Raw genomic sequence first — 20,430 nt, forward strand, 5'->3', positions numbered from 1 at the left:
AGCGCCGATAAGGTAGGACGGCCATGGCAAAGATCGTCCAAGTTTCCGCGCGCGCCGTTGTCGCTTACGGCCTCAACCCGACCGCGCGCTTCCTGCTGCGTATCGGGGTCACTCCCAACGCCGTCACCGTCGCCGGCACTGTCGGTGTGCTGATCGGCTCCTACTTCGGTGCGATGGGCCACCTCATCTGGGGCACCGTGATCGTCACCTCCTTCGCGCTGACCGACGCGCTCGACGGCACGATGGCGCGCATGCGCGGCGGGTCGAGCAAGTTCGGTGCCCTGCTCGACTCGTCGATGGACCGGCTGGCCGACGCGGCCGTCTTCGGCGCGGTCGCCTATTACCTGGCGGGTCAGGGCAACCCGTACGGTGGCATGGTCGCCGCCCTGATCAGCCTGTCGGCCGGCCAGGTCGTCTCCTATGTCAAGGCCCGGGCCCAGAGCCTGGGGCTGAACGCCGACGTGGGCATCGCCGAGCGGCTCGAGCGGCTGCTCATCGTGGGCGTCGGCGGCATCCTGGGCGGCGCCGGGCTCGAGTGGGGCCTGCCGGCCGCGCTCTGGGTGCTGGCCGCGCTGTCGCTCATCACCGTGTTCCAGCGTCTGATCCATGCGGCCCGCACCGAGCCTGCTCCGGCGCCGGCCCCCGGCGAGTCGGTGCCGATCGACCCGAAGGGCACGTCTGCGTGAAGGACCGGCTGATCGAGCTCGGCTACGCGGCCGGGTGGCGGGTGGTGCGGGCACTGCCGCTGCCGGTGGCGCGGCGGCTCTTCATGGTCGCGGCCGACCGGGCGTACGCCCAGAACGGTCCGGGCACCCAGCGGCTGCGCCGCAACCTGCAGCAGGTGGTGCCCGACATGCCCGATCTGCTGGTCCGGGACGCGCTCCGCTCGTACGCGCGCTATTGGCTCGAGGCGTTCCGGCTGCCCTCGCAGACCCGCGAGCAGTTCCTCACCGGCTTCGGCATGTCCTCCGACGACTACGACCAGCTCAAGACGGCGATCACCGACGGCAAGGGCGTCGTGCTCGCGCTGCCCCACCTGGCCAACTGGGACGCGGCCGCCGCCTGGCTGGTCTCCCACGACTGGCGCATGATCACGGTGGCCGAGCGGCTCAAGCCCGAGGCCGTCTTCCGGCAGTTCGTCGAGTACCGCGAGAAGCTCGGCATGGAGGTGCTCCCGCTGACCGGCGGGCAGCGTCCGCCGCTCGACGTGCTGGCCGAGAAACTGCAGCAGGGGTACGCCGTGGCCCTGCTCGGCGACCGGGACCTGTCCCGCAACGGCGTCGAGGTCAGCTTCTTCGGCGGGCGCACCCGGATGCCGGCCGGGCCCGCGATCCTGGCCATCCGCACCGGCGCGCCGCTGTTCGCGGTCGACCTGTTCTTCACGCCGACGCAGACCCGGGCCGTGCTGCGGCGGATCACGCCGGTCACCGAGGGCGCGCTCGACGTCCGGGTCAAGGCGACCACCCAGCTGCTGGCCGACGCCTTCGCGGTCGGCATCGCGGAGCATCCGCAGGACTGGCACATGCTGCAGAAATTGTGGCTCTAGGAGGTGCCATGCGGATCGGGATCGTGTCGCCCTACTCGTTCGACGTGCCCGGTGGCGTGCAGAACCACATCATGGACCTCTCCGAGGCCCTGATCGGCCTCGGTCACGAGGTCAGCGTGCTGGCCCCGGCCGACGAGGATGCTCAGCTCCCGCCGTACGTGGTCTCGGCCGGCCGGGCCGTGCCGCTGCCCTACAACGGGTCGGTGGCCCGGATCGCGTTCGGGCCGGTGTCGACGGCCCGGGTGCGGCGGTGGCTCAAGGCGGGGCAGTTCGACGTGCTGCACGTGCACGAGCCGATGACGCTCAGCCTGTCGCTGCTCGCGGTGCTGTCGGCCCGGGGGCCGGTGGTGGCCACGTTCCATACGGCCATGACCCGCTCACGGGCTCTGTCGGCTGCTCAGGGGATGCTGCAGCTGGTGGTCGAAAAGATCACCGCGCGGATCGCGGTGAGCGAGCTGGCCCGCAAGGTGCAGGTCGAGCACCTGGGCGGGGGAGCGGTGGAGATCCCCAACGGGGTCGCCGTGGCCAAGTTCTCGTCCGCCCGGCCGCTGGAGGGCTGGCCGGGGGACGGGGGGACCCTGGGGTTCCTCGGGCGGTTCACCGAACCCCGCAAGGGCTTCGTGCTGTTGCGCGAGGCCTTCGTACCGCTGGCGCGTCAGCGACCGGGGTTGCGACTGCTGGTGGCGGGACCAGGTGACTCCGACGACCTTTATCCGGACTTTCCCGCCGATCTGCGCGACCGGGTGACATTCCTCGGCTTGGTCTCAGAAGCTGACAAAGCTCGCATGCTGCGGAGTGTCGACGTCTATGTGGCACCGAACACGGGGGGCGAGAGCTTCGGCATGATCCTCACCGAGGCGATGGCGGCGGGCACGGCCATCGCGGCCAGCGACCTCGACGCGTTCCGGCGCGTCCTGGACGGCGGCCGGGCCGGTGCGCTGTTCCCGACCGGGGACTCCCAGGCGCTATGTGTGCTGCTCGACGCGTTGCTGTCCGATCCCGCGCGCCGCTCGGCGCTGTCCGAGGCGGCGCGGTCGGCGGTGGCCGTCTTCGACTGGCCGAGCGTCGCCCAGCGCGTCCTGGAGGTCTACGCGACCGCGATCGAGGCCACCGACGGGCGGGTCATGGACGAGGAGTGGGCCGAACCACGTCACAGCTCATGACGTGGGGCGGCGGCGGGGCACTACGATTCCGGCCATGTACTGGGTCCTGGGTGTCGCCGCGGCGGTCGTGCTGCTCGCGGCCTACCTGGGCTGGACGGCCCACCGGGTCGAGCGGGTGCACGTGCGGGCCCAGTCGGCCGAGCGGGCTCTCGACGCGCACCTGATGCGCCGGGCCGCGGCGGCCGCGGTGGTGGCCGAGCAGTCCGACATCGTCGAGCTCTACGCGGCCGCGCGGCTCGCGCTCGACGCGGAGGCCGACGAGCGCGAGTCGGCCGAGAACGATCTGACCCGCCAGCTGCAGGCGGTCACGCCGGCCGGGGTGGACCCGGCGATGCGTACGCTCGTCGCCACCAGCCGCCGGGTCGTGCTGGCCCGGCAGGTGCACACCGACCTGGTGCGCGACGCCCTGACCGCTCGCCGGCGCCCGCTGGTGCGGGCGCTGCGCATGGCGCGGCAATACCCGCTCCCGCAGTATTTCGACATCGAGGAGCCACCGATGCCGGCGGCCATCCCGGCCCCGGCTCCCGCCCCGGCCCCGGCTCCAGCGCCCGCCGTCCCGGCAGTGCCACTGGAGCCGGTCTGACCGTCGGTGCTCGCCTACCAGCCGCGCTCGGCCAGGCGGTGCGGCTCGGGCACCTCTTCGACGTTGATGCCGACCATGGCCTCACCCAGGCCGCGGGACACCTTGGCGATCACGTCGGGGTCGTCGTGGAAGGTGGTGGCCTTGACGATGGCGGCGGCACGCTCGGCCGGGTTCCCGGACTTGAAGATGCCCGAGCCGACGAAGACGCCCTCGGCCCCCAGCTGCATCATCATCGCGGCGTCGGCCGGGGTGGCGATGCCGCCCGCGGTGAACAGCGTGACCGGCAGCTTGCCCAGCTCGGCGACCTCCTTGACCAGCTCGTAGGGGGCCTGCAACTCCTTGGCCGCGACGAACAGCTCGTCCTCGGGCAGGGTCTGCAGCCGCCGGATCTCGGCCCGGATCCTGCGCATGTGGGTGGTGGCGTTGGAGACGTCACCCGTGCCGGCCTCACCCTTCGACCGGATCATGGCCGCGCCCTCGGTGAGCCGGCGCAGCGCCTCACCCAGGTTGGTGGCCCCGCAGACGAAGGGCACCGTGAAGTTCCACTTGTCGATGTGATGCGCGTAGTCGGCCGGCGTCAGCACCTCGGACTCGTCGATGTAGTCGACGCCGAGCGACTGCAGCACCTGGGCCTCGACGAAGTGGCCGATGCGGGCCTTGGCCATGACCGGGATCGAGACGGCGTTGATGATGCCGTCGATCATGTCGGGGTCGGACATGCGCGACACGCCACCCTGGGCCCGGATGTCGGCCGGCACCCGCTCCAGGGCCATGACGGCCACGGCGCCCGCATCCTCGGCGATCTTCGCCTGCTCCGGCGTGACGACGTCCATGATCACGCCGCCCTTGAGCATCTCCGCCATGCCGCGCTTGACCCGGGCCGTCCCGACGGCGGGCTGGTTCTCAGACATCGTGAATCGGCTCCTCAGACAGTGGTCTCGATACGTGCAGGGTAGGCACGTTCCCAGCCCCGTCCGATGGCCAATCGCCCCCTCGGTGGCCTGGTCCGCCGGTGAAACGGCTCATCCGCCCCACCGGCACCTGTGGACAACGCCGCCGCCCCCGGACGGCATGTGGACAACTTGGCCGCACATCAACGTCCACGCCACCGCGGCCTGGTCTCGGCGATCGGCGCGGCCCTGCCCGGCGCGTGCTGGCAGCGCTGCCGCACCCACTACCTGAGCAACCTCCTGGCCAATGTCCCCAAATCGGCGCAGCCGTGGGTCGCCGCCCTGGTCCGCACCGTCTTCGACCAGCCCGACACCGACGAGGCGAAAGCCCAGTTCGCGATACCATCGCGACAAGTTCGGTGACGCCGCCGACACCTCGACGACGCCCGAGACGATCTGCTCGCGTTCACCGCGTTCCCGCGCGAGCCCCGGCGCCAGATCTGGTCGAGCAACCCGCAAGAACGCCTGATTAAAGAAATCCGGCGGCGCACCGACGTCGTCGGGATCTTCCCGAACCGGGCCGCGATCATCTGCCTCGTCGGCGCCGTGCTGGCGAGCAGACCGATGAACGGGTCGAAGGACGCCGCTACATGGGCCTGGATCTGCTTCGCAAAGCCCGTCTCACCCCCGTGATCACCAGCCAAGACACCGATCCAGCCGAGATCGCCGCATAGCATCAACCCACACGGATCAGCGATGGCCGACACCTACACCACGCCAGCGGACGTGACAGGTGCGGGTGTGACGAGCGCTCGGCATGCCGTCAGCGCTCAAGTCGCTGTAGCGGTTCGCCCAGCGACAGGCGGTCCGCCAGGACACGTCGTAGCGCTCAGCTGCTCGTGCCGGTTACCAGCCTTGCTCCACGATCAGGCGCCAGCAGTAATCGGGCCTGCGGCGTCAGCGTGGGACGAAGGCCTCCGGGCTCGCTGGAAGGGTTCCTGGACTGCGCACAACTAGGGCTGGTTCTGCTTTTCGACGAGGACGAGCCAGTTGCCGGTGTTGTCGCGCATGACGGCCTCGACGCCGTAGGGGCGGTCGGACGGCTCCTGCAGGAACTCGACGCCGGCCGCGGAGAGCTCGGCGTAGGTGCGGCGGCAGTCGTCGACGCGCAGGCCGAAACCGCCCATCTGGCCCGCCTCCAGCTGGCCCCGGATGAACGACGCGGCCTCCGGCGCCAGCGGCGGGCCCGGCGTCATCAGGGTCAGCTCCAGCTCGGGCTGGTTGGGGTGGGCCAGCGTCACCCAGCGCAGCGGGCCCATCTGGGCGTCCACGCGCGGCTCGAAGCCGAGGTGCTTGACATAGAAGTCGCGGGTGGCCTCCTGGTCGAGGCAGTACACCGTCATCAGCGAAACGTTGAGAATCATGCCTCGACCGTAGGGGGCCGGTCCCCGGCGGGCTTCTCCGAAATTGCGATCACTCCGTGCATGAAGAGCCAGCATCCCGGGATGTGCGGGGACGACGTGGCCCAGCGGCGTTGATAGGCGGTCGGGCTCTCGCCGACGAGCTCCGAGAAGCGCGACGAGAACGAGCCCAGCGACGTGAAGCCGACCGCCATGCAGACTTCGGTGACGGTCAGGTTCGCGTACCGGAGAAGGTCCTGCGCCTGGGCGATGCGCCGGCGGGACAGGTACCTCATGGGGGTCTCGCCGTAGGTCGCGCGGAATGCTCGTACCAGATGGAACCGCGACATGCCGCCGAGCGCGGCCAGGTCGCTCAGCCGCAGCGGCGCCGCGCTGTTGCGGTCGATGTGGTCGCGCACCCTGCGCAAAGCGAACACGAACCGAGCCTAAGCTGGCACCGTGAACATCGGAGTGCTGGCCCTGCAGGGCGACGTGCGCGAACATCTCGCCGCGCTGGCCGAGAGCGACGTCCTGGCCCGGCCGATCCGCCGGCCGGAGGAGCTCGCCGACGTCGAGGCCCTGGTCATCCCCGGCGGCGAGTCGACCACCATCAGCAAACTGGCGGTGTCGTTCGGGCTGCTCGACCCGATCCGCAAGCGGATCGCCGACGGCATGCCGGTCTACGGGTCCTGCGCGGGCATGATCCTGCTGGCCACCCGGGTGCTCGACGGACGACCCGACCAGGAGTCCTTCCAGGGCATCGAGATGACCGTGCGGCGCAACGCGTTCGGCCGGCAGGTCGATTCCTTCGAGGGCGACGTGGCGATCGACGACATCGCCGGCGACGATTTTCACGCGGTTTTCATCCGCGCGCCCTGGGTCGAGGAGGTCGGCGGCGACGTGCGGGTGTTGGGCCGCGTCAAGGATGGTCCGGCCGCCGGTAGGATTGTCGCCGTTCGGCAGGGCAACCTGCTCGCCACGGCTTTCCACCCGGAACTCACCGGCGACCTCCGTGTTCACCGGTACTTCGTCGAGATGGTCCGCCAGGCCGCCTGAGACCACGGAGGTTTTCGCATGTCCGGCCACTCCAAGTGGGCGACGACCAAGCACAAGAAGGCCGTCATCGACGCCAAGCGCGGCAAGATGTTCGCCAAGCTGATCAAGAACATCGAGGTCGCGGCCCGCACCGGCGGCGGGGATCCGGCGGGCAACCCGACGCTCTTCGACGCGATTCAGAAGGCCAAGAAGAGCTCGGTCCCCAACAACAACATCGACAACGCGGTCAAGCGGGGCTCCGGCCTCGAGGCCGGCGGCGCCGACTGGCAGACGATCATGTACGAGGGGTATGGCCCCAACGGGGTCGCGCTGCTCATCGAGTGCCTCACCGACAACCGCAACCGAGCGGCCACCGAGGTGCGCACGGCGCTCACCCGCAACGGCGGCACGTTCGCCGACGCCGGCTCGGTGTCCTACCTGTTCAACCGCAAGGGCGTCGTGATCGTCCCGAAGGGCGGCCTCAGCGAGGACGACCTGATGCTGGCCGTGCTCGACGCGGGCGCCGAGGAGATCAACGATCTGGGCGAGGCGTTCGAGGTGGTCAGCGAGCCGACCGACCTGATCGCGGTGCGCACGGCCCTGCAGGAGGCCGGCATCGAGTACGACTCGGCCGACTCGTCGCTGCTGCCGACGATGAACGTCGAGGTCGACGAGGAGGGCGCCCGCAAGGTGCTCAAGCTGGTCGACGCCCTCGACGACTGCGACGACGTCCAAGAGGTCTACTCCAACGCCGACATCAGCGACGATATCCTTGCAGCTATTGACGCGTGACATCTGGTCGTGAGACCAGTAGGGTGAGGGGGTGCTTGCCGTTATGACCGGCCTCAATCTTCCGCCGATCGAGGACCTCGATGTCGAAGACCTCCTCACCCTGCCCGAGGGTTACCGCTATGAATTGCACGAGGGAAACCTCGTCATCATGACGCCGTCGACGTTCTGGCATAAGGAGGTGTCGGCGCGTCTCATGATCATGTTTCGGGCGGCCGGACTGCGCGCCTTCCAGGACCCAGGAGTTCTCGGCGACCGCCCGCGCGACAACCGCCTTCCGGACGTCGGCGTCGTCGAAGTCGCCCTGTCCAACCTGGCGTCCTATTCGAACCTCCCGGGCTCGGCCTACCGCTTGGTCGTCGAGGTCGTCTCCGAGAACTCGCTGAACGGTGAATACACCGACAAATTGTCGTGGTATGCCCAGCGTGGCATCCCGGAGTACTGGATCGCCGACCAGACTCCCGATCGCTCCGACGACGACGCCCTGGTGCGTATCCACCGACTCGTCTTGTCAGAGGGCAAGCGTGACTACGTGTGGGAGCGCAGCCTGCTCCTTTCAGAGCTGGAGGCGGAGTTCGGCTCCGCGGCTGAATCCTGACGACTGGTCGTGTGACCAGTAAGGTGGCGGGATCGAGTCATCTCGGCGTGGAGGTGCGACCCGCCCATGGCCGGCTTCTTTCTTCCGCCCATCGAGGACCTGGACGTCGAGGATCTCGCGTCGCTGCCCAAGCCCTATCGCTATGAGCTGCGGGAGGGCAACCTGGTCGTCACGGCGCCGGCCACCTACTGGCACAAGATCATGTGCCGGCGGGTCCTGACCCTGCTGCACGCCGCCGGCCACAACGTCTCCATCGATCCCGGCCTCCGGGGCGACCGCCCCCGCGACAACCGCGTGCCCGACCTCGGGGTGGTGACCCGTCTGCCGGCCGATCTCGCCACCTTCTCCAACCTGCCCGCCTCGTCCTTCAGCCTGGTCGTCGAGATCGTCTCGGAGGGGGCGGCCAACGGTGAGTACACCGACAAGGCGGCCTGGTATGCGGCGCACGGCATCCCCGAGTACTGGATCGTCGACCGGACGCCCGACCACGCCGAGGACGACGCCTTCGTCCTCGTCCACCGCCTCCTGCTGGCCGGCGGCGAGCCCGTCTATGGCCGCGAACGCAACGTCCTGCTGTCCGAACTCGAATCCGAGTATTCCGATGCCGCGGCCAACTGAATGTCGCTCATCGATGCCTGCGGCGCTTTTCAGTAGTCGACCGAGATCGAGGACATCGTCTGGATCAAGGTTGCTATGAGGAGGATGCCGAAGGCTATCCGGCGGCCGACGGCGTGCCACTGGTGGCGCCGGTAGGCCTGGCACCACGCGATGCCGGCGTCGGCGACGGCCCGCATCCGGCCCGGGCGGTGCGTGTCGGGCAGGACGGCCGCCTTGAGCAGGGCGATGCTGCCGCCCCGGCGGTAGAGCGCGGGGGCGTACGACGGCCGGGGCAGCACCCGGACGTCGACCTCGTAGATCTGGTCGTCGCGCCAGTCCTTCGTCCGCACCTCGAGGCGGCGCCGCAGATAGTCGCGTGCGGCGTCGGGGCGGCCGAGCAGGCGCCGCTGCCAGTCCAGGCGCCGCCAGTGCGACGCGACGTCGGCCAGCACGTCCAGATAGATGTGCTCGGCCTCCGGGTCGGCGCCGACCAGCCGGCTCGTCTCCCGGCGCAGCGCGTCGAGGTGGGCCGCGACGAAGGCGACATACGCCGGTGGCGGCTCATCGTCCATGGGCGGAACGAGATACATGGGTCACACCCCCTGCTCCATCGTCGAGGCGTGTCGCTGCCGGGCGCAAGTGGGGCGCGTATTAGGGTGTCGAACACACGTACGTGAGGCAGGGGAGGTCCGTGGTGCGCGTGCTCGGCATCGACCCGGGTCTCACCCGGTGCGGGGTCGGTGTCGTCGAGGGCGTGCCGGGGCGGCCGGGCAAGATGATCGCCTACCACGTCGTGCGCACCGAGCCCGACCAGGACATCGCGCACCGCCTGCTGGAACTCGACCGTGCCCTGGCCGAGCTGGTGGCCGAGCACAAGCCCGAGAGCGTGGCCGTCGAGCGGGTGTTCTCCCAGCACAACGTACGGACGGTGATGGGCACCGCCCAGGCCAGCGCGGTCGCCGTGCTGTCCGGCGCGCGGGCCGGGCTACCCGTGCAGACCTACACGCCGAGCGAGGTCAAGGCGGCCGTCACCGGCTCCGGCACGGCCGACAAGGCACAGGTCACGGCGATGGTCACCCGCCTGCTCCAGCTGGCCGAGCCGCCCCGGCCGGCCGACGCGGCCGACGCCCTCGCCCTCGCCATCTGCCACATCTGGCGCGGCGGTACCCGCGCCCGGATCCAGGCCGCGGCCCTGGCCGCTGCCGCCCGCGCCCACAAAGGGGGAGCCCGCCGATGATCGCCAGCGTGCGCGGAGTGGTGGCGGCGATCGCCCCGGACAGCGCCGTCATCGAGGTCGGCGGCGTCGGCCTGCAGGTGCAGTGCGCCCCCGGCACCCTGGCCGGTCTCAAGGCCGGCGTCGAGGCGCGCCTGGCCACCAGCATGGTCGTCCGGGAGGACTCGCTGACCCTCTACGGCTTCGCCGACGACGACGAGAAGCACCTGTTCGAGTTGCTCCAGACGGCCAGCGGGGTCGGCCCGCGGCTGGCCCAGGCCGTGCTGGCCGTGCACCAGCCGGACACGGTGCGCCGGGCCATCGCCGGCGGTGACCTGGCCACGCTGACCCGGGTGCCCGGCATCGGCAAGAAGGGCGCCGAGCGCCTGGTCCTCGAGCTGCGCGACCGGATCGGCCCGATGCCCACGGCCGACGGCGGCCCGGCCGGTCTGCTCAACGGGGCCTGGCAGGAGCAGGTGCGCCAGGGTGTGCTCGCGCTGGGCTGGTCCGCCGCCCAGGCCGACCAGGCGGTCGTCGCGGTCGCCGAGAGCATCGACGGCGAGGTGCCCCCGGTCCCCGTGCTGCTGCGCCAGGCCATCCGCCTGCTGGGCAAGGCCCGATGACCGACGACCTGGTCTCCACCGACGCCGGCGACGACGAGCTCGACGCCGAGGCCAGTGTCCGCCCCCGCCGCCTGGCCGAGTTCATCGCCCAGCACCGCGTGCGCGACCAGCTGGAGCTGCTGCTCAAGGGAGCCATGGGCCGGGGCACCCCACCCGACCACATCCTGCTCTCGGGGCCGCCCGGGCTCGGTAAGACGACGCTGGCCAACATCGTGGCGGCCGAACTGGGGACGGGGATCCGGACCACCAGCGGGCCGGTCATCGAGCGGTCGGGCGACCTGGCGGCGATCCTCACCGGGCTCGCGCCGGGGGACGTGCTGTTCATCGACGAGATCCACCGCATCGCCAAGCCGGCCGAGGAGCTGCTCTACAGCGCGATGGAGGACTTCCGGGTCGACGTCGTGGTGGGCAAGGGGCCCGGGGCCACCGCCATCCCGCTCGACGTCGAGCCGTTCACGCTGGTCGGGGCGACCACCCGCGCGGGCTTGCTGTCCGGCCCGATGCGGGATCGGTTCGGCTTCGTCGCGCACCTCGACTTCTATTCGCCGGCCGACCTCGACTCGCTGCTGCACCGGTCGGCGCGCATTCTCGGCGTGCCGATCACCGACGAGGGGGCGGCCGAGATCGCGGGGCGGTCGCGGGGGACACCCCGGATCGCCAACCGGCTGCTGCGCCGGGTGCGGGACTACGCCGAGGTGCGGGCCGACGGCGTCGTGACCGAGGCCACGGCTCGTGAGGCCCTCAAGGTGTACGACGTGGACGCTCTCGGCCTCGACCGGCTCGACCGGGCCGTCCTGCGGGCGTTGATCGAGTCGTTCCGGGGCGGCCCGGTCGGTCTGTCCACGCTGGCAGTCGCCGTGGGGGAGCAGTCGGACACCGTCGAGGAGGTGTGTGAGCCCTTTCTCGTCCGGGCCGGGTTGCTCGCCCGTACCCCGCGGGGCCGGGTCGCGACCGAGGCGGGCTGGCTGCATCTGGGAAAGACGCCGCCCTCGGGCACGGTCCAAGGGGATTTGTTCGCACGGGATGCATGAAATCCCCTCGTAATGCGAACGTGATGTGTGCCGCATTCGGACTTCCCAGGTTGACCGATTAGACTCGCCGCCGTTCAACCGGGATGTGTTTATCGCCGACGGCACGTGTTCCGCGTGACCGCCGGCCAACGGAAGGCTTATTCGTGGACCTGGCAGCCGAGGCATCCGGGGGCGGCAGCTTCACGCCGCTGCTCCTCATCGTTCTGCTCTTCGCCGTGATGTATTTCCTGATGATCCGGCCGCAGCAGAAGCGTCGTCGCGAGGCTCAGCAGATGCAGAACACGCTCGGCCCCGGTGACCGCATCGTCACCATCGGCGGCCTGCACGGCACCGTCGTCGCCATCGCCGACGACGTCGTCACCATCGAGATCGCCGACGGGGTGCACGTCGACTTCGCGCGGCCGGCCATCGCCCGGGTCGTCACCAGCACCGCCGCCGCTCCGGCCTCCGAGGAGATCGTCGAGCCGGAGCCGGAGCCGCTGGTCGACGAGCCGATCGTCAACCCGGTCACCGATACGCGTAAAAAGGACTGACGTCGCAGACGTAAGACCCCTTCGGGCCGGCCCGTGCGGCGACAAGCTGCCGGGCCGGTTCGTCGGGCCCGCGCGTGGCCGCAGCCGATCGCGCGAAGCGGACGTTAGATACTACGACCGCTTTAACCACACTCAGATGCCGTAAACACAGGGAGATCGACAGCCGTGGCACGACCACCACAGGGACAGATGCATCCCGGACGGCAACTAGCCGTGCTCGGCGCGATCTTCGTCGTCCTGTACCTCCTCGTCTTCTTCGCGGGCGGGGCGAGCGGCAGCTTCACCGACCGCCTGCACCCCAAGCTCGGCCTCGACCTGGTCGGTGGCACCCAGGCGACCTACATCGCCTCGGTCGAGGGCAACCAGGTGCCCTCGAAGCAGAGCATGGAGCAGGCCCGCGGCATCATCGAGGAGCGGGTCAACGCGCTCGGTGTCTCCGAGGCCGAGGTTGTCATCCAGGGCGACCGCAACATCGTGGTCTCGCTCGCCGGCAAGGCCGACGACCAGCTCAAGGACCTGTCGCAGGCCGCTCAGATGCGTTTCCGCATGGTGATCGGCGCGACCGGTGACGTGGCCTCGGTCGCGCTGAACCCGCCGTCGGCCGCGCCCAGCGCGGCGCCGTCGGCCAACCCGAGCGCGGGCGCCAACCCCGGCGCCAACCCGAGCGCCGGTGCGCCCGCGGTGCAGAACGCCCCCTCGACCGGCGGTCAGGGTGGCGGCGAGGTCGTGAAGGCCCCGACGCCCAGCGCCACGCCGAGTGCGCCGGCGCCGTCGCCCAGCGCGAGCGCGAGTGCGCCGGTCAGCGCCGACACGCAGCAGCAGCGGGCGGCCGTGCAGAAAAAGGTCGGCGCCGCCGCGTGGGCCGCGGCCGGCAAGCTGACCGCGCCGGTCGACCTCAGCACCGACACCAAGGCCGGGCTGCCGTTCGCCAACTTCGGCAAGCTCACCGGCGAAGAGGTCAACGCGCTGACCCCGCAGATGCAGTTCAACGTGCCGACGATCGGCTGCCAGCAGCTCAACGACCGGCCGAACGGCGCGATCGACAAGATCGACTCCGAGGCCGTGGCCTGTTACCAGGGCGGCAAGGTGCTGCTCGACAAGGCGCCGGTCGTCGGTGAGGACATCTCCAAGGCGAGCCCGCAGCTCGACCAGCAGACCGGCCAGTGGGTCGTCTCGCTCGACTTCACCAGCGCCGGTGCCAACAAGTGGGCCGCGCTGACCCGGCAGGCGTTCGAGGCCACCTCGAGTGCGCCCTGCTTCGTCGCCGCGCAGGCGCTCTACGGCCAGGTCGACCACTGCGCCGTCGCGGTGGTGCTCGACAAGAACGTCATCTCGGCCCCGCAGATCCAGGGCGTGCTGACCGGCACCTCGCAGATCACCGGCCAGTTCACCTCGGCCTCGGCCCGTCAGCTGGCCGACCAGCTCAACTTCGGCGCGCTGCCGGTCACCTTCACCTCGGGCCCGGCCCAGACCGTCTCCGCCACGCTGGGCATCCAGCAGCTCCAGGCCGGTCTGCTGGCCGCCGCGATCGGCATGGGCCTGGTGGCGATCTACGCGTTCTTCTACTACCGCCTGCTCGGCTCGGTCATCTTCCTGAGCCTGATCCTGTCGGGTCTGCTGACCTTCGGTGCGCTGGTCTTCCTCGGCCGCACGGTGGGCTTCACCCTGACCCTGGCCGGCATCGCCGGATTCATCGTGTCACTGGGTGTCGCGGCCGACTCGTTCGTCATCTACTTCGAACGACTCAAAGACGAGATCCACGAGGGCCGAAGTCCGCGAAGTGCGGTGCCCAGAGCATGGGCGCGCGCACGCCGGACGATCATCTCGGCGAACACGATCACCATTCTCGCCGCCGTCGTTCTCTACATCGTCTCGGTCGGCGCGGTCCAGGGCTTCGCGTTCGCGCTCGGCCTGTCCACCGTCCTCGACCTGGTCGTGGTGTTCCTCTTCCGGCACCCGATCATGACGATGTTCGCGCGCACCAAGGCGTTCCTGTCGCCGCGGGTCAGTGGCCTGGGCCGCGTCCTGCGCAACGCCACCACCGACCCCAAGGAGGCCTGAGATGGCCCGCCAAGGTCTCGCCTACCGGCTCTACGCCGGTGAGGCGAACGTCAACATCATCGGCCGGCGCAAGCTGTGGTTCCTGCTGGCCGCCCTGCTCGTCGCGATCTCGATCGCCAGCATCTCGATCAAGCAGTTCCACCTGGGCATCGAGTTCGCCGGTGGCACGTCGTTCAGCGTCCCGGCCAAGGTGGGCGACACCGAGCTGACGCAGTCCGAGGTGTCCGACGCGGTCGAGCGGGCCATCCAGGCCGTCGACCCGGGCAACGAGGTCGGCGCCGCGCAGCGGGTCGGCACCGCGGGTGGGTCGCCGACCTACACCGTGCGCGCCTCGGCCATGACCGCCCAGCAGGCCGAGCAGGCCAAGACCAACCTGGTCGAGGACCTGGGTGTCCCGGCCGAGCAGGTCAGTGACGACCAGGTGTCGGCCGCCTGGGGTGGCCAGGTGACGAGACAGGCGCTGCTCGGCCTGGTCATCTTCCTGGTGCTGGTGATGGTCTATCTGGTCGTCCGGTTCGAGTGGCGCATGGCGGTCGCGGCACTCAGCTCGCTGCTGCTCGACCTGATCGTCACGGCCGGGGTCTATTCGCTGGTCGGCTTCGAGGTCACGCCGTCCACGGTGATCGGCTTCCTGACGATTCTGGGGTATGCGCTCTATGACGTGGTGGTGGTGTTCGACAAGATCCAGGAGAACACCCGCGGCATCACGGCCAGCAGCCTGCGCACCTACAACGAGGCGGCCAACCTCGCGGTCAACCAGACCCTGATGCGCTCGCTCAACACCGGTCTGGTGGCGTTGCTGCCGGTCGGCGGTCTGCTCTTCATCGGGGCCGGCCTGCTCGGCGCGGGCACGCTCAAGGACCTGGGCCTGGTGCTCTTCGTGGGCATGGGCTTCGGCGTCATCGCCTCGATCCTGTTCGCGGCCCCGGTGCTCACGGTGCTCAAGGACCGCGAGCCCCGGATCAAGGCGCACACCGCCCGCGTCCTCGCCCGGCGGGCGGGGGCCCGCTCGGGCGACGTCGCCCCGCGCGGCGAGCGGACCGGCCGGGACGCCAACGCCACGGTCACCGACGAGGCGGCGCCGGCTCTGGCGTCGGCCGCCCCGCGGCCGGGCAGCCGTCCGACGGCCAAGCGCAACACCAACCGCACCCAGCGGCCCGGCGGTGCCGGCAACCGCCCCAGCGGAGGCACCAAGCGTCGCTAGACGTCATGAGCAGTGGAGTGGGGGCGGCCGGTGATCCGGCCGCCCCCACACACGGTAGGCTGGCGCCCGTGACCGAAGAGAAGCTTCGCGCCACCGGAGACAGCGGGCCCGACCTGGCCGCCGTGGTCGCCGGCGGCACCGTCGACGTGCCCGACTTCCCCAAGCCGGGCGTCGTCTTCAAGGACCTGATGCCGCTGTTCGCCGACGGGCGGGCGTTCCGCGAGGTGATCGACGGGATCGTGGCCTACCACGGGCGCGACTCGTTCGACGTGGTGGCCGGGGTCGAGGCGCGCGGCTTCGTCGTGGCCGCCGCCATCGCGTATGCGGCGGAGGTCGGCGTCGTGCCGGTGCGCAAGGCCGGCAAGCTGCCGCGGCCGGCCCTGGCGGCCTCCTACGAGCTCGAGTACGGCGAGGCCACCCTCGAGGTGCACGAGGACGCTTTCATCGCCGGGCAGCGCGTCCTGGTGGTCGACGACGTGCTGGCCACCGGCGGCACGGCCGGTGCCGCCCTCGATCTGGTGGAGCGCGCGGGCGGCACGGTTGTGGGTTTCACCGTGCTGATGGAGCTGGCTTTCCTGAAGGGCCGTGAGCGGCTCAATCCCCGGAAGGTCCACGCCCTGCTGACCGTTTGATGGGGCTTTGCCGTCCTCGCGCCCGCTCTTTCGGAGGTTCGGCCGCGCCATCCGGGAAGACAGTGCGGGTAGGATGGCGTTCCTGACCAGGTGACCAACCCTGGCATTGGCGGACTTCTGCGGCCGGCGACAACCGGCCAGGTCCCGAGCGATGGTGTGAGGAGGCCGGTGTCCAGCGACGTCGTCCCTCCGGCGGAGGGCACGGTGCAGCCGACCGAGGACTCACCGACTGGTGCAGCTGCTGAGGCGGCCCCCGAGCAGGTCGACGCGGCGCAGGTCGATCTGGCGCAGGTTGATTCGGCGCAGGTTGATTCGGCGCAGGTTGATCCGGCGTCGACCGCACCGGCAGAGGTTCCCGACGCGGAGGCCACTCAGCCGATGGCCCCGGCCGAGGTCTCGGCCGGCGGCTTCGGCCTGGCCAGCGCTCCCACCGGCCGTCGCGTGCGGGCTCGTCTCGCGCGCTTCAACGCGCCCTGGCAGAGCACTCAGGTCAGCGAGGTTCTCGAGCCCCTGATCGCCACCCATCGGGCCAGCCACCCCAAGGCCGACGGCCGCATGCTCCAGCGTGCGTTCGACGTGGCCGCCCGGTGGCACTCGGGTCAGTACCGCAAGTCCGGCGACCCTTACATCACCCACCCGCTGGCCGTGGCGACGATCCTGGCCAACCTCGGCATGGACACCACCACCCTGGTGGCGGCCCTGCTGCACGACACGATCGAGGACACCGACTACTCGCTCGAGCAGATGCGCAACGACTTCGGCGGCGAGGTCGCCCTGCTGGTCGACGGCGTGACCAAGCTCGACCGGGTCAAGCTGGGCGACGCGGCGAAGGCCGAGACCATCCGCAAGATGGTCGTGGCGATGGCCAAGGACCCGCGGGTGCTGGTCATCAAGCTGGCCGACCGGCTGCACAACATGCGCACCCTGACCTTCCTGCCGCGCCCCAAGCAGGAGCAGAAGGCCAAGGAGACGCTCGAGATCCTGGCCCCGCTGGCCCACCGCCTCGGTATGAACACGATCAAGTGGGAGCTCGAGGACCTCGCGTTCGGCACGCTCTTCCCCAAGCGGTTCGAGGAGATCAACCGGCTCATCGGCGAGCACCAGCCGCAGCGTGAGGCGCTACTGCGCCAGGTGACCAACCGGGTCTCGCTGGATCTGAAGTCGGCCAAGATCAAGGCGGAGACCACCGGCCGGCCCAAGCACCTCTACTCGATCTATCAAAAGATGATCGTGCGGGGCCGCGACTTCAACGACATCTACGACCTGGTCGGCGTGCGCATCCTGGTCGACACGGTCCGCGACTGCTACGCCGCGCTGGGCGTCATCCACGCGAACTGGCAGCCGGTGCCGGGCCGGTTCAAGGACTACATCGCGATGCCGAAATTCAACATGTACCAGTCGTTGCACACGACGGTCATCGGCCCGACCGGCAAGCCGGTCGAGATGCAGATCCGCACGTTCGCGATGCACCGCACGGCCGAGTTCGGCATCGCCGCCCACTGGAAGTACAAGGAGCAGAAGGGCGCGACGATCGTCGGCCCGCCGGCTCACATCGACGAGATGACCTGGCTGCGGCAGCTGCTCGACTGGCAGCGCGAGGCGAGCGACCCGTCGGAGTTCCTCGACGCGTTGCGCTTCGATCTGTCCAGTCAGGAGGTGTACGTCTTCACGCCCAAGGGCGACGTCATCCCCCTGCCGACCGGGTCGACGCCGGTCGACTTCGCCTACGCGGTGCACACCGAGGTCGGGCACAAGTGCATCGGCGCGCGGGTCAACGGCAAGCTGGTCCCGCTCGAGTCCACCCTGTCCAACGGCGACGTCATCGAGATCTTCACGTCGAAATCGGCCAACGCCGGCCCGACGCAGGACTGGCTGGGCTTCGTCAAGAGTCCCCGCGCGCGGACCAAGATCCGGCAGTACTTCAACAAGGAGCGCCGCGAGGAAGCGATCGAGGACGGCAAGGAGTCGATCGTCAAGGCCATGCGCAAGCAGGGTCTGCCCCTGCAGCGCATGCTGACCAACGAGAACCTGACGACGATCGCCCGCGACCTGCACCTGGCCGACGTGGCGTCGCTCTACGCGGCCATCGGTGAGAACACGGTCAGTGCCCAGTCGGTCGTGCAGAAACTGGTCGCCGGTTTCGGCGGCGAGGAGGGCGCGGTCGAGGACATCGCCGAGACCGCCGTCGCGACCCGTCCGCCGCGCAACCGCAGCACGGCGCAGGACCCGGGCGTGGTCGTCAAGGGTGTCAGCGACGTGTGGGTCAAACTCGCCCGCTGCTGCACCCCGGTGCCGGGCGACGCGGTGTTCGGCTTCGTCACCCGCTCGGGCGGCGTCAGCGTCCACCGCGAGGACTGCGCCAACGCCGGTGACCTGAGCGACCAGCAGGAGCGCGTCGTCGAGGTGACCTGGAAGCCGACCAGCGCGTCGACGTTCCTGGTGGCCATCCAGGTCGAGGCGCTCGACCGGCACAAGCTGCTGGCCGACGTCACCCGGGTGCTCTCCGAGGAGCGGGTCAACATCCTGTCGGCGACGGTCACCACGACCCGTGACCGGGTGGCCGTCAGCCGGTTCACCTTCGAGATGGCCGACCCCAAGCACCTCGGTCACCTGGTGGCCGCCGTGCGCAAGGTCGACGGCGTCTTCGACGCCTACCGGGTGACTTCCGGGGCGTAAGGCAGACAAGGAAAAAGGGGGCCCGAGGGCCCCCTTTTCGCGTTGTCAGCGGATCAGGCCGCGGCGACCTTGATCGACTTGATGTCGAACTCGGTCTTGGGGTGGCCACCGCCGGGCTGGGGCTCGAAAGCGCCGTCGTCGCCGGCCTTGACGACCTTCTGCACGATGTCCAGACCAGTGGTGATCTTGCCGAGCAGGGTGTAGCTGGCCGGCAGCTTGGTGTCCTCCGAGCAGATGAAGAACTGGCTGCCGGTGCTGCCGGGCTGGCCGGTGTTGGCCATCGCGATCGAGCCCGCGGGGTACGGGTTGTTGGCGTCGGTCGGGAGGTTCTCCTCAGCCATGGTGTAGCTCGGGCCGCCCTGGCCGTCGGTCTCGCGGTAACCCTTGCCGGAGGCGAACGGGTCGCCGCACTGAAGCACCTTGAAGCTGGCCTGGTTGACCATGCGGTGGCACTTGGTGTTGTCCCAGAACTTCTTGCTCGCCAGGAACTCGAAGCTGGCCGCGGTGCACGGCACCTTGGTCTTGTCCAGGGTGGCCTTGACGGCACCGAGGTTGGTGTCGATGGTCATCACCGCGCTGCCGGTGTTGGCCGCGGTCGGCGGCGGGGTGCCGACGTCCTTGACCTTGCCGCCGCCGCCCGGATCGGGAGTCCAGGTGCAGGCGACCTGGCCGGCCGGGACCGGCGCGCCGCTGCTGCCGGCGGCCGCAGGAGTGTCGGACGACTTGTCGTCCCGGAGCGCGGTCGCGATCCACACCGCGGCGCCGGCGATCAGCACGACGGCGATCGCCGAGCCGATGACGGCCTGTCGCTGGCGGCGCTTGCGGGCGGCCGCGGAGCGCTCGGCCATCTCCTTCTCGAGCCGGGCGCGCGCTGCGGCGCGTTGCCGGTCCTTGATCGACGACACGGTGTTCCTCCTGCTGATATGTCGGCCTGGGGGCTTACGACTGAGTGCTGGCCGTGGGGGCGGCGGACGCCGGGGCGTCGCCGACGGTCAGGGTCTTGATGGTGATCTTCTGGGTCGGCTTGACCTTCTCGTCGGTCGCGTTCTTCGACGTCGGGATCTTGCCGATCTTGTCCACCGTCGCGAGCCCGCCGGTCACCTTGCCGACGATCGAGAACTCGGGGTTGGCGGGGGAGTAGTCCTTGGTGAAGATCAGGAACTGACTGCCGTTGGTGCCGGGCGGGTTGCCGATCAGGGCCACAGTGCCCTTCGGATAGAGCGGGGCGGCCGAGGCCGGCGCGGGCGAGGCGCTCGGGTCGCTGACGACCGGCACGTTCTCGTTGTAGACGCTGTAGGTCGGACCGCCGAGGCCGGTGCCGGACGGGTCGCCGCAGCGCACCGCCCCGTACGTCGTGATCTCGTGGCAGTCGGTGTTGTCGTAGAACTTCTTGCTCGCCAGGTACGTGATGTCGGCCGTGCCGCACGGCGAGAGCTCGCTGTCGAGACCCACGACGATCGGCTCACCCTGATTGGTGGTCATCGTCATCGTCTGGGTGCCCAGCGTCGGGATGCCCTTGGTCGGGGGCGTGCCCACGTCCTTGAGATTGGAGTTCGCCGACGCGTTCTGCGGGGTCCAGAGGCAGACGTCCTGGTCGGCCGCTTCGGTGGTGTCGTCGGAGTCGAAGGCCCCGCCGATCCAGGCCACACCGGCCACGATGAGGAGCACCGCGAGGCCCGACCCGATACCGGCCAGCACCCGGCGGCGGCGGCGCTCCTTCACAGCCCGTCGCGCCATCTGCCGATCGAGCTTCGCCCGCGCCAGCTGGCGCTGCCGGTCCCTGCTGGATGCCACCGAAAACTGTCCTCTCGTACGACCGTGTCACACGCCGCAAGAGTGTACGGGTACCCGCTGGG

Annotated in this window: 21 protein-coding genes and 2 pseudogenes; 17 read left to right on the forward strand and 6 right to left on the reverse strand. The window is 69.9% G+C overall.

The genetic code is table 11. The annotated features are described in order from the left end of the window. Positions 1–23 precede the first annotated feature (23 nt). From pgsA to NAG42_RS36980, 4 genes are read left to right on the forward strand one after another with little or no spacing between them, the layout of a single operon-like run. Positions 24–686, forward strand: coding sequence for a phosphatidylinositol phosphate synthase (gene pgsA, locus NAG42_RS36965; protein ID WP_250036931.1), 663 nt, complete (start codon positions 24–26; stop codon positions 684–686). Continuing rightward, positions 683–1,546 carry a phosphatidylinositol mannoside acyltransferase gene (locus NAG42_RS36970; RefSeq protein ID WP_250036933.1) on the forward strand — a complete coding sequence of 288 codons (864 nt, stop codon included), beginning with the start codon at positions 683–685 and terminating at the stop codon, positions 1,544–1,546. Before pgsA ends, NAG42_RS36970 begins: the two co-directional genes overlap by 4 nt. Before the next feature lie 8 nt (positions 1,547–1,554). Beyond that, the gene (locus NAG42_RS36975) at positions 1,555–2,709 is read left to right on the forward strand and encodes a glycosyltransferase family 4 protein (RefSeq protein WP_250036935.1); all 1,155 of its coding nucleotides are present in this window, start codon (positions 1,555–1,557) and stop codon (positions 2,707–2,709) included. A gap of 25 nt (positions 2,710–2,734) precedes the next feature. Further along, positions 2,735–3,292 carry a hypothetical protein gene (locus NAG42_RS36980; RefSeq protein ID WP_250037213.1) on the forward strand — a complete coding sequence of 186 codons (558 nt, stop codon included), beginning with the start codon at positions 2,735–2,737 and terminating at the stop codon, positions 3,290–3,292. Between the two features lie 14 nt (positions 3,293–3,306). Here NAG42_RS36980 and pdxS read toward each other — a convergent pair whose 3' ends face one another. Further along, the gene (gene pdxS, locus NAG42_RS36985) at positions 3,307–4,203 is read right to left on the reverse strand and encodes a pyridoxal 5'-phosphate synthase lyase subunit PdxS (RefSeq protein ID WP_250036936.1); all 897 of its coding nucleotides are present in this window, start codon (positions 4,201–4,203) and stop codon (positions 3,307–3,309) included. A 195-nt stretch (positions 4,204–4,398) separates the two neighbouring features. Here pdxS and NAG42_RS36990 point away from each other — a divergent pair. After that, positions 4,399–4,916 (forward strand): annotated as a pseudogene (locus NAG42_RS36990) (transposase); the annotation flags it as partial. A 279-nt stretch (positions 4,917–5,195) separates the two neighbouring features. Here NAG42_RS36990 and NAG42_RS37000 read toward each other — a convergent pair. Together NAG42_RS37000 and NAG42_RS37005 are read right to left on the reverse strand one after the other, a co-directional pair. Continuing rightward, a complete protein-coding gene (locus tag NAG42_RS37000; RefSeq protein WP_250036938.1) occupies positions 5,196–5,606 on the reverse strand; it encodes a VOC family protein in 411 nt (136 codons plus the stop codon). Further along, positions 5,603–6,019 carry a helix-turn-helix transcriptional regulator gene (locus tag NAG42_RS37005; RefSeq protein ID WP_250036940.1) on the reverse strand — a complete coding sequence of 139 codons (417 nt, stop codon included), beginning with the start codon at positions 6,017–6,019 and terminating at the stop codon, positions 5,603–5,605. The genes NAG42_RS37000 and NAG42_RS37005 overlap by 4 nt, the downstream gene beginning before the upstream one ends. A 22-nt stretch (positions 6,020–6,041) precedes the next feature. Between NAG42_RS37005 and pdxT the strand changes: the two genes are divergently transcribed. The 4 genes from pdxT (at position 6,042) to NAG42_RS37025 (ending at position 8,622) form a co-directional block, all read left to right on the forward strand. Next, positions 6,042–6,638: a pyridoxal 5'-phosphate synthase glutaminase subunit PdxT gene (pdxT, locus tag NAG42_RS37010; protein ID WP_250036942.1), complete on the forward strand. Its 597-nt coding sequence runs from the start codon at positions 6,042–6,044 to the stop codon at positions 6,636–6,638. An 18-nt stretch (positions 6,639–6,656) separates the two neighbouring features. Then, on the forward strand, positions 6,657–7,409 hold the full coding sequence (locus tag NAG42_RS37015; protein ID WP_250036944.1) for a YebC/PmpR family DNA-binding transcriptional regulator: 753 nt from the start codon (positions 6,657–6,659) through the stop codon (positions 7,407–7,409). Positions 7,410–7,452: 43 nt separating this feature from the next. Beyond that, positions 7,453–8,004 carry a Uma2 family endonuclease gene (locus tag NAG42_RS37020; protein WP_250036946.1) on the forward strand — a complete coding sequence of 184 codons (552 nt, stop codon included), beginning with the start codon at positions 7,453–7,455 and terminating at the stop codon, positions 8,002–8,004. 66 nt (positions 8,005–8,070) lie between these two features. Then, positions 8,071–8,622 carry a Uma2 family endonuclease gene (locus tag NAG42_RS37025; RefSeq protein WP_250036948.1) on the forward strand — a complete coding sequence of 184 codons (552 nt, stop codon included), beginning with the start codon at positions 8,071–8,073 and terminating at the stop codon, positions 8,620–8,622. Positions 8,623–8,651: 29 nt separating this feature from the next. Here NAG42_RS37025 and NAG42_RS37030 read toward each other — a convergent pair whose 3' ends face one another. After that, entirely contained in the window at positions 8,652–9,191 is a 540-nt protein-coding gene (locus NAG42_RS37030; RefSeq protein ID WP_250036950.1) for a hypothetical protein, read from the reverse strand. Between the two features lie 104 nt (positions 9,192–9,295). Between NAG42_RS37030 and ruvC the strand changes: the two genes are divergently transcribed. The 8 genes from ruvC (at position 9,296) to NAG42_RS37070 (ending at position 18,574) form a co-directional block, all read left to right on the forward strand. Beyond that, the gene (gene ruvC, locus NAG42_RS37035; protein WP_250037214.1) at positions 9,296–9,838 is read left to right on the forward strand and encodes a crossover junction endodeoxyribonuclease RuvC; all 543 of its coding nucleotides are present in this window, start codon (positions 9,296–9,298) and stop codon (positions 9,836–9,838) included. Beyond that, entirely contained in the window at positions 9,835–10,437 is a 603-nt protein-coding gene (ruvA, locus tag NAG42_RS37040; protein ID WP_250036953.1) for a Holliday junction branch migration protein RuvA, read from the forward strand. The genes ruvC and ruvA overlap by 4 nt, the downstream gene beginning before the upstream one ends. After that, on the forward strand, positions 10,434–11,468 hold the full coding sequence (ruvB, locus tag NAG42_RS37045; RefSeq protein ID WP_250036955.1) for a Holliday junction branch migration DNA helicase RuvB: 1,035 nt from the start codon (positions 10,434–10,436) through the stop codon (positions 11,466–11,468). The genes ruvA and ruvB overlap by 4 nt, the downstream gene beginning before the upstream one ends. 143 nt (positions 11,469–11,611) lie before the next feature. Continuing rightward, a complete protein-coding gene (gene yajC, locus NAG42_RS37050) occupies positions 11,612–12,001 on the forward strand; it encodes a preprotein translocase subunit YajC (protein WP_250036957.1) in 390 nt (129 codons plus the stop codon). A gap of 189 nt (positions 12,002–12,190) precedes the next feature. Further along, complete coding sequence (gene secD, locus NAG42_RS37055) at positions 12,191–14,062, forward strand: protein translocase subunit SecD (protein WP_250037215.1); 1,872 nt, start codon at positions 12,191–12,193, stop codon at positions 14,060–14,062. 1 nt (position 14,063) lies between these two features. Further along, positions 14,064–15,266 carry a protein translocase subunit SecF gene (secF, locus tag NAG42_RS37060; RefSeq protein ID WP_250036959.1) on the forward strand — a complete coding sequence of 401 codons (1,203 nt, stop codon included), beginning with the start codon at positions 14,064–14,066 and terminating at the stop codon, positions 15,264–15,266. A 68-nt stretch (positions 15,267–15,334) separates the two neighbouring features. Next, positions 15,335–15,898 carry an adenine phosphoribosyltransferase gene (locus NAG42_RS37065; protein ID WP_438872496.1) on the forward strand — a complete coding sequence of 188 codons (564 nt, stop codon included), beginning with the start codon at positions 15,335–15,337 and terminating at the stop codon, positions 15,896–15,898. Between the two features lie 168 nt (positions 15,899–16,066). Beyond that, the gene (locus NAG42_RS37070; protein ID WP_250036960.1) at positions 16,067–18,574 is read left to right on the forward strand and encodes a RelA/SpoT family protein; all 2,508 of its coding nucleotides are present in this window, start codon (positions 16,067–16,069) and stop codon (positions 18,572–18,574) included. Positions 18,575–18,627: 53 nt separating this feature from the next. On the opposite strand, the gene NAG42_RS37075 is transcribed toward NAG42_RS37070, so the two are convergent. Together NAG42_RS37075 and NAG42_RS37080 are read right to left on the reverse strand one after the other, a co-directional pair. Next, a complete protein-coding gene (locus tag NAG42_RS37075; protein WP_250036963.1) occupies positions 18,628–19,479 on the reverse strand; it encodes a peptidylprolyl isomerase in 852 nt (283 codons plus the stop codon). Positions 19,480–19,487: 8 nt separating this feature from the next. Beyond that, a pseudogene (locus NAG42_RS37080) lies at positions 19,488–20,368 on the reverse strand (peptidylprolyl isomerase); the annotation flags it as partial. Positions 20,369–20,430 lie beyond the last annotated feature (62 nt).

The organism is Paractinoplanes maris (assembly GCF_023544465.1).
Taxonomy (GTDB): domain Bacteria; phylum Actinomycetota; class Actinomycetes; order Mycobacteriales; family Micromonosporaceae; genus Actinoplanes; species Actinoplanes maris.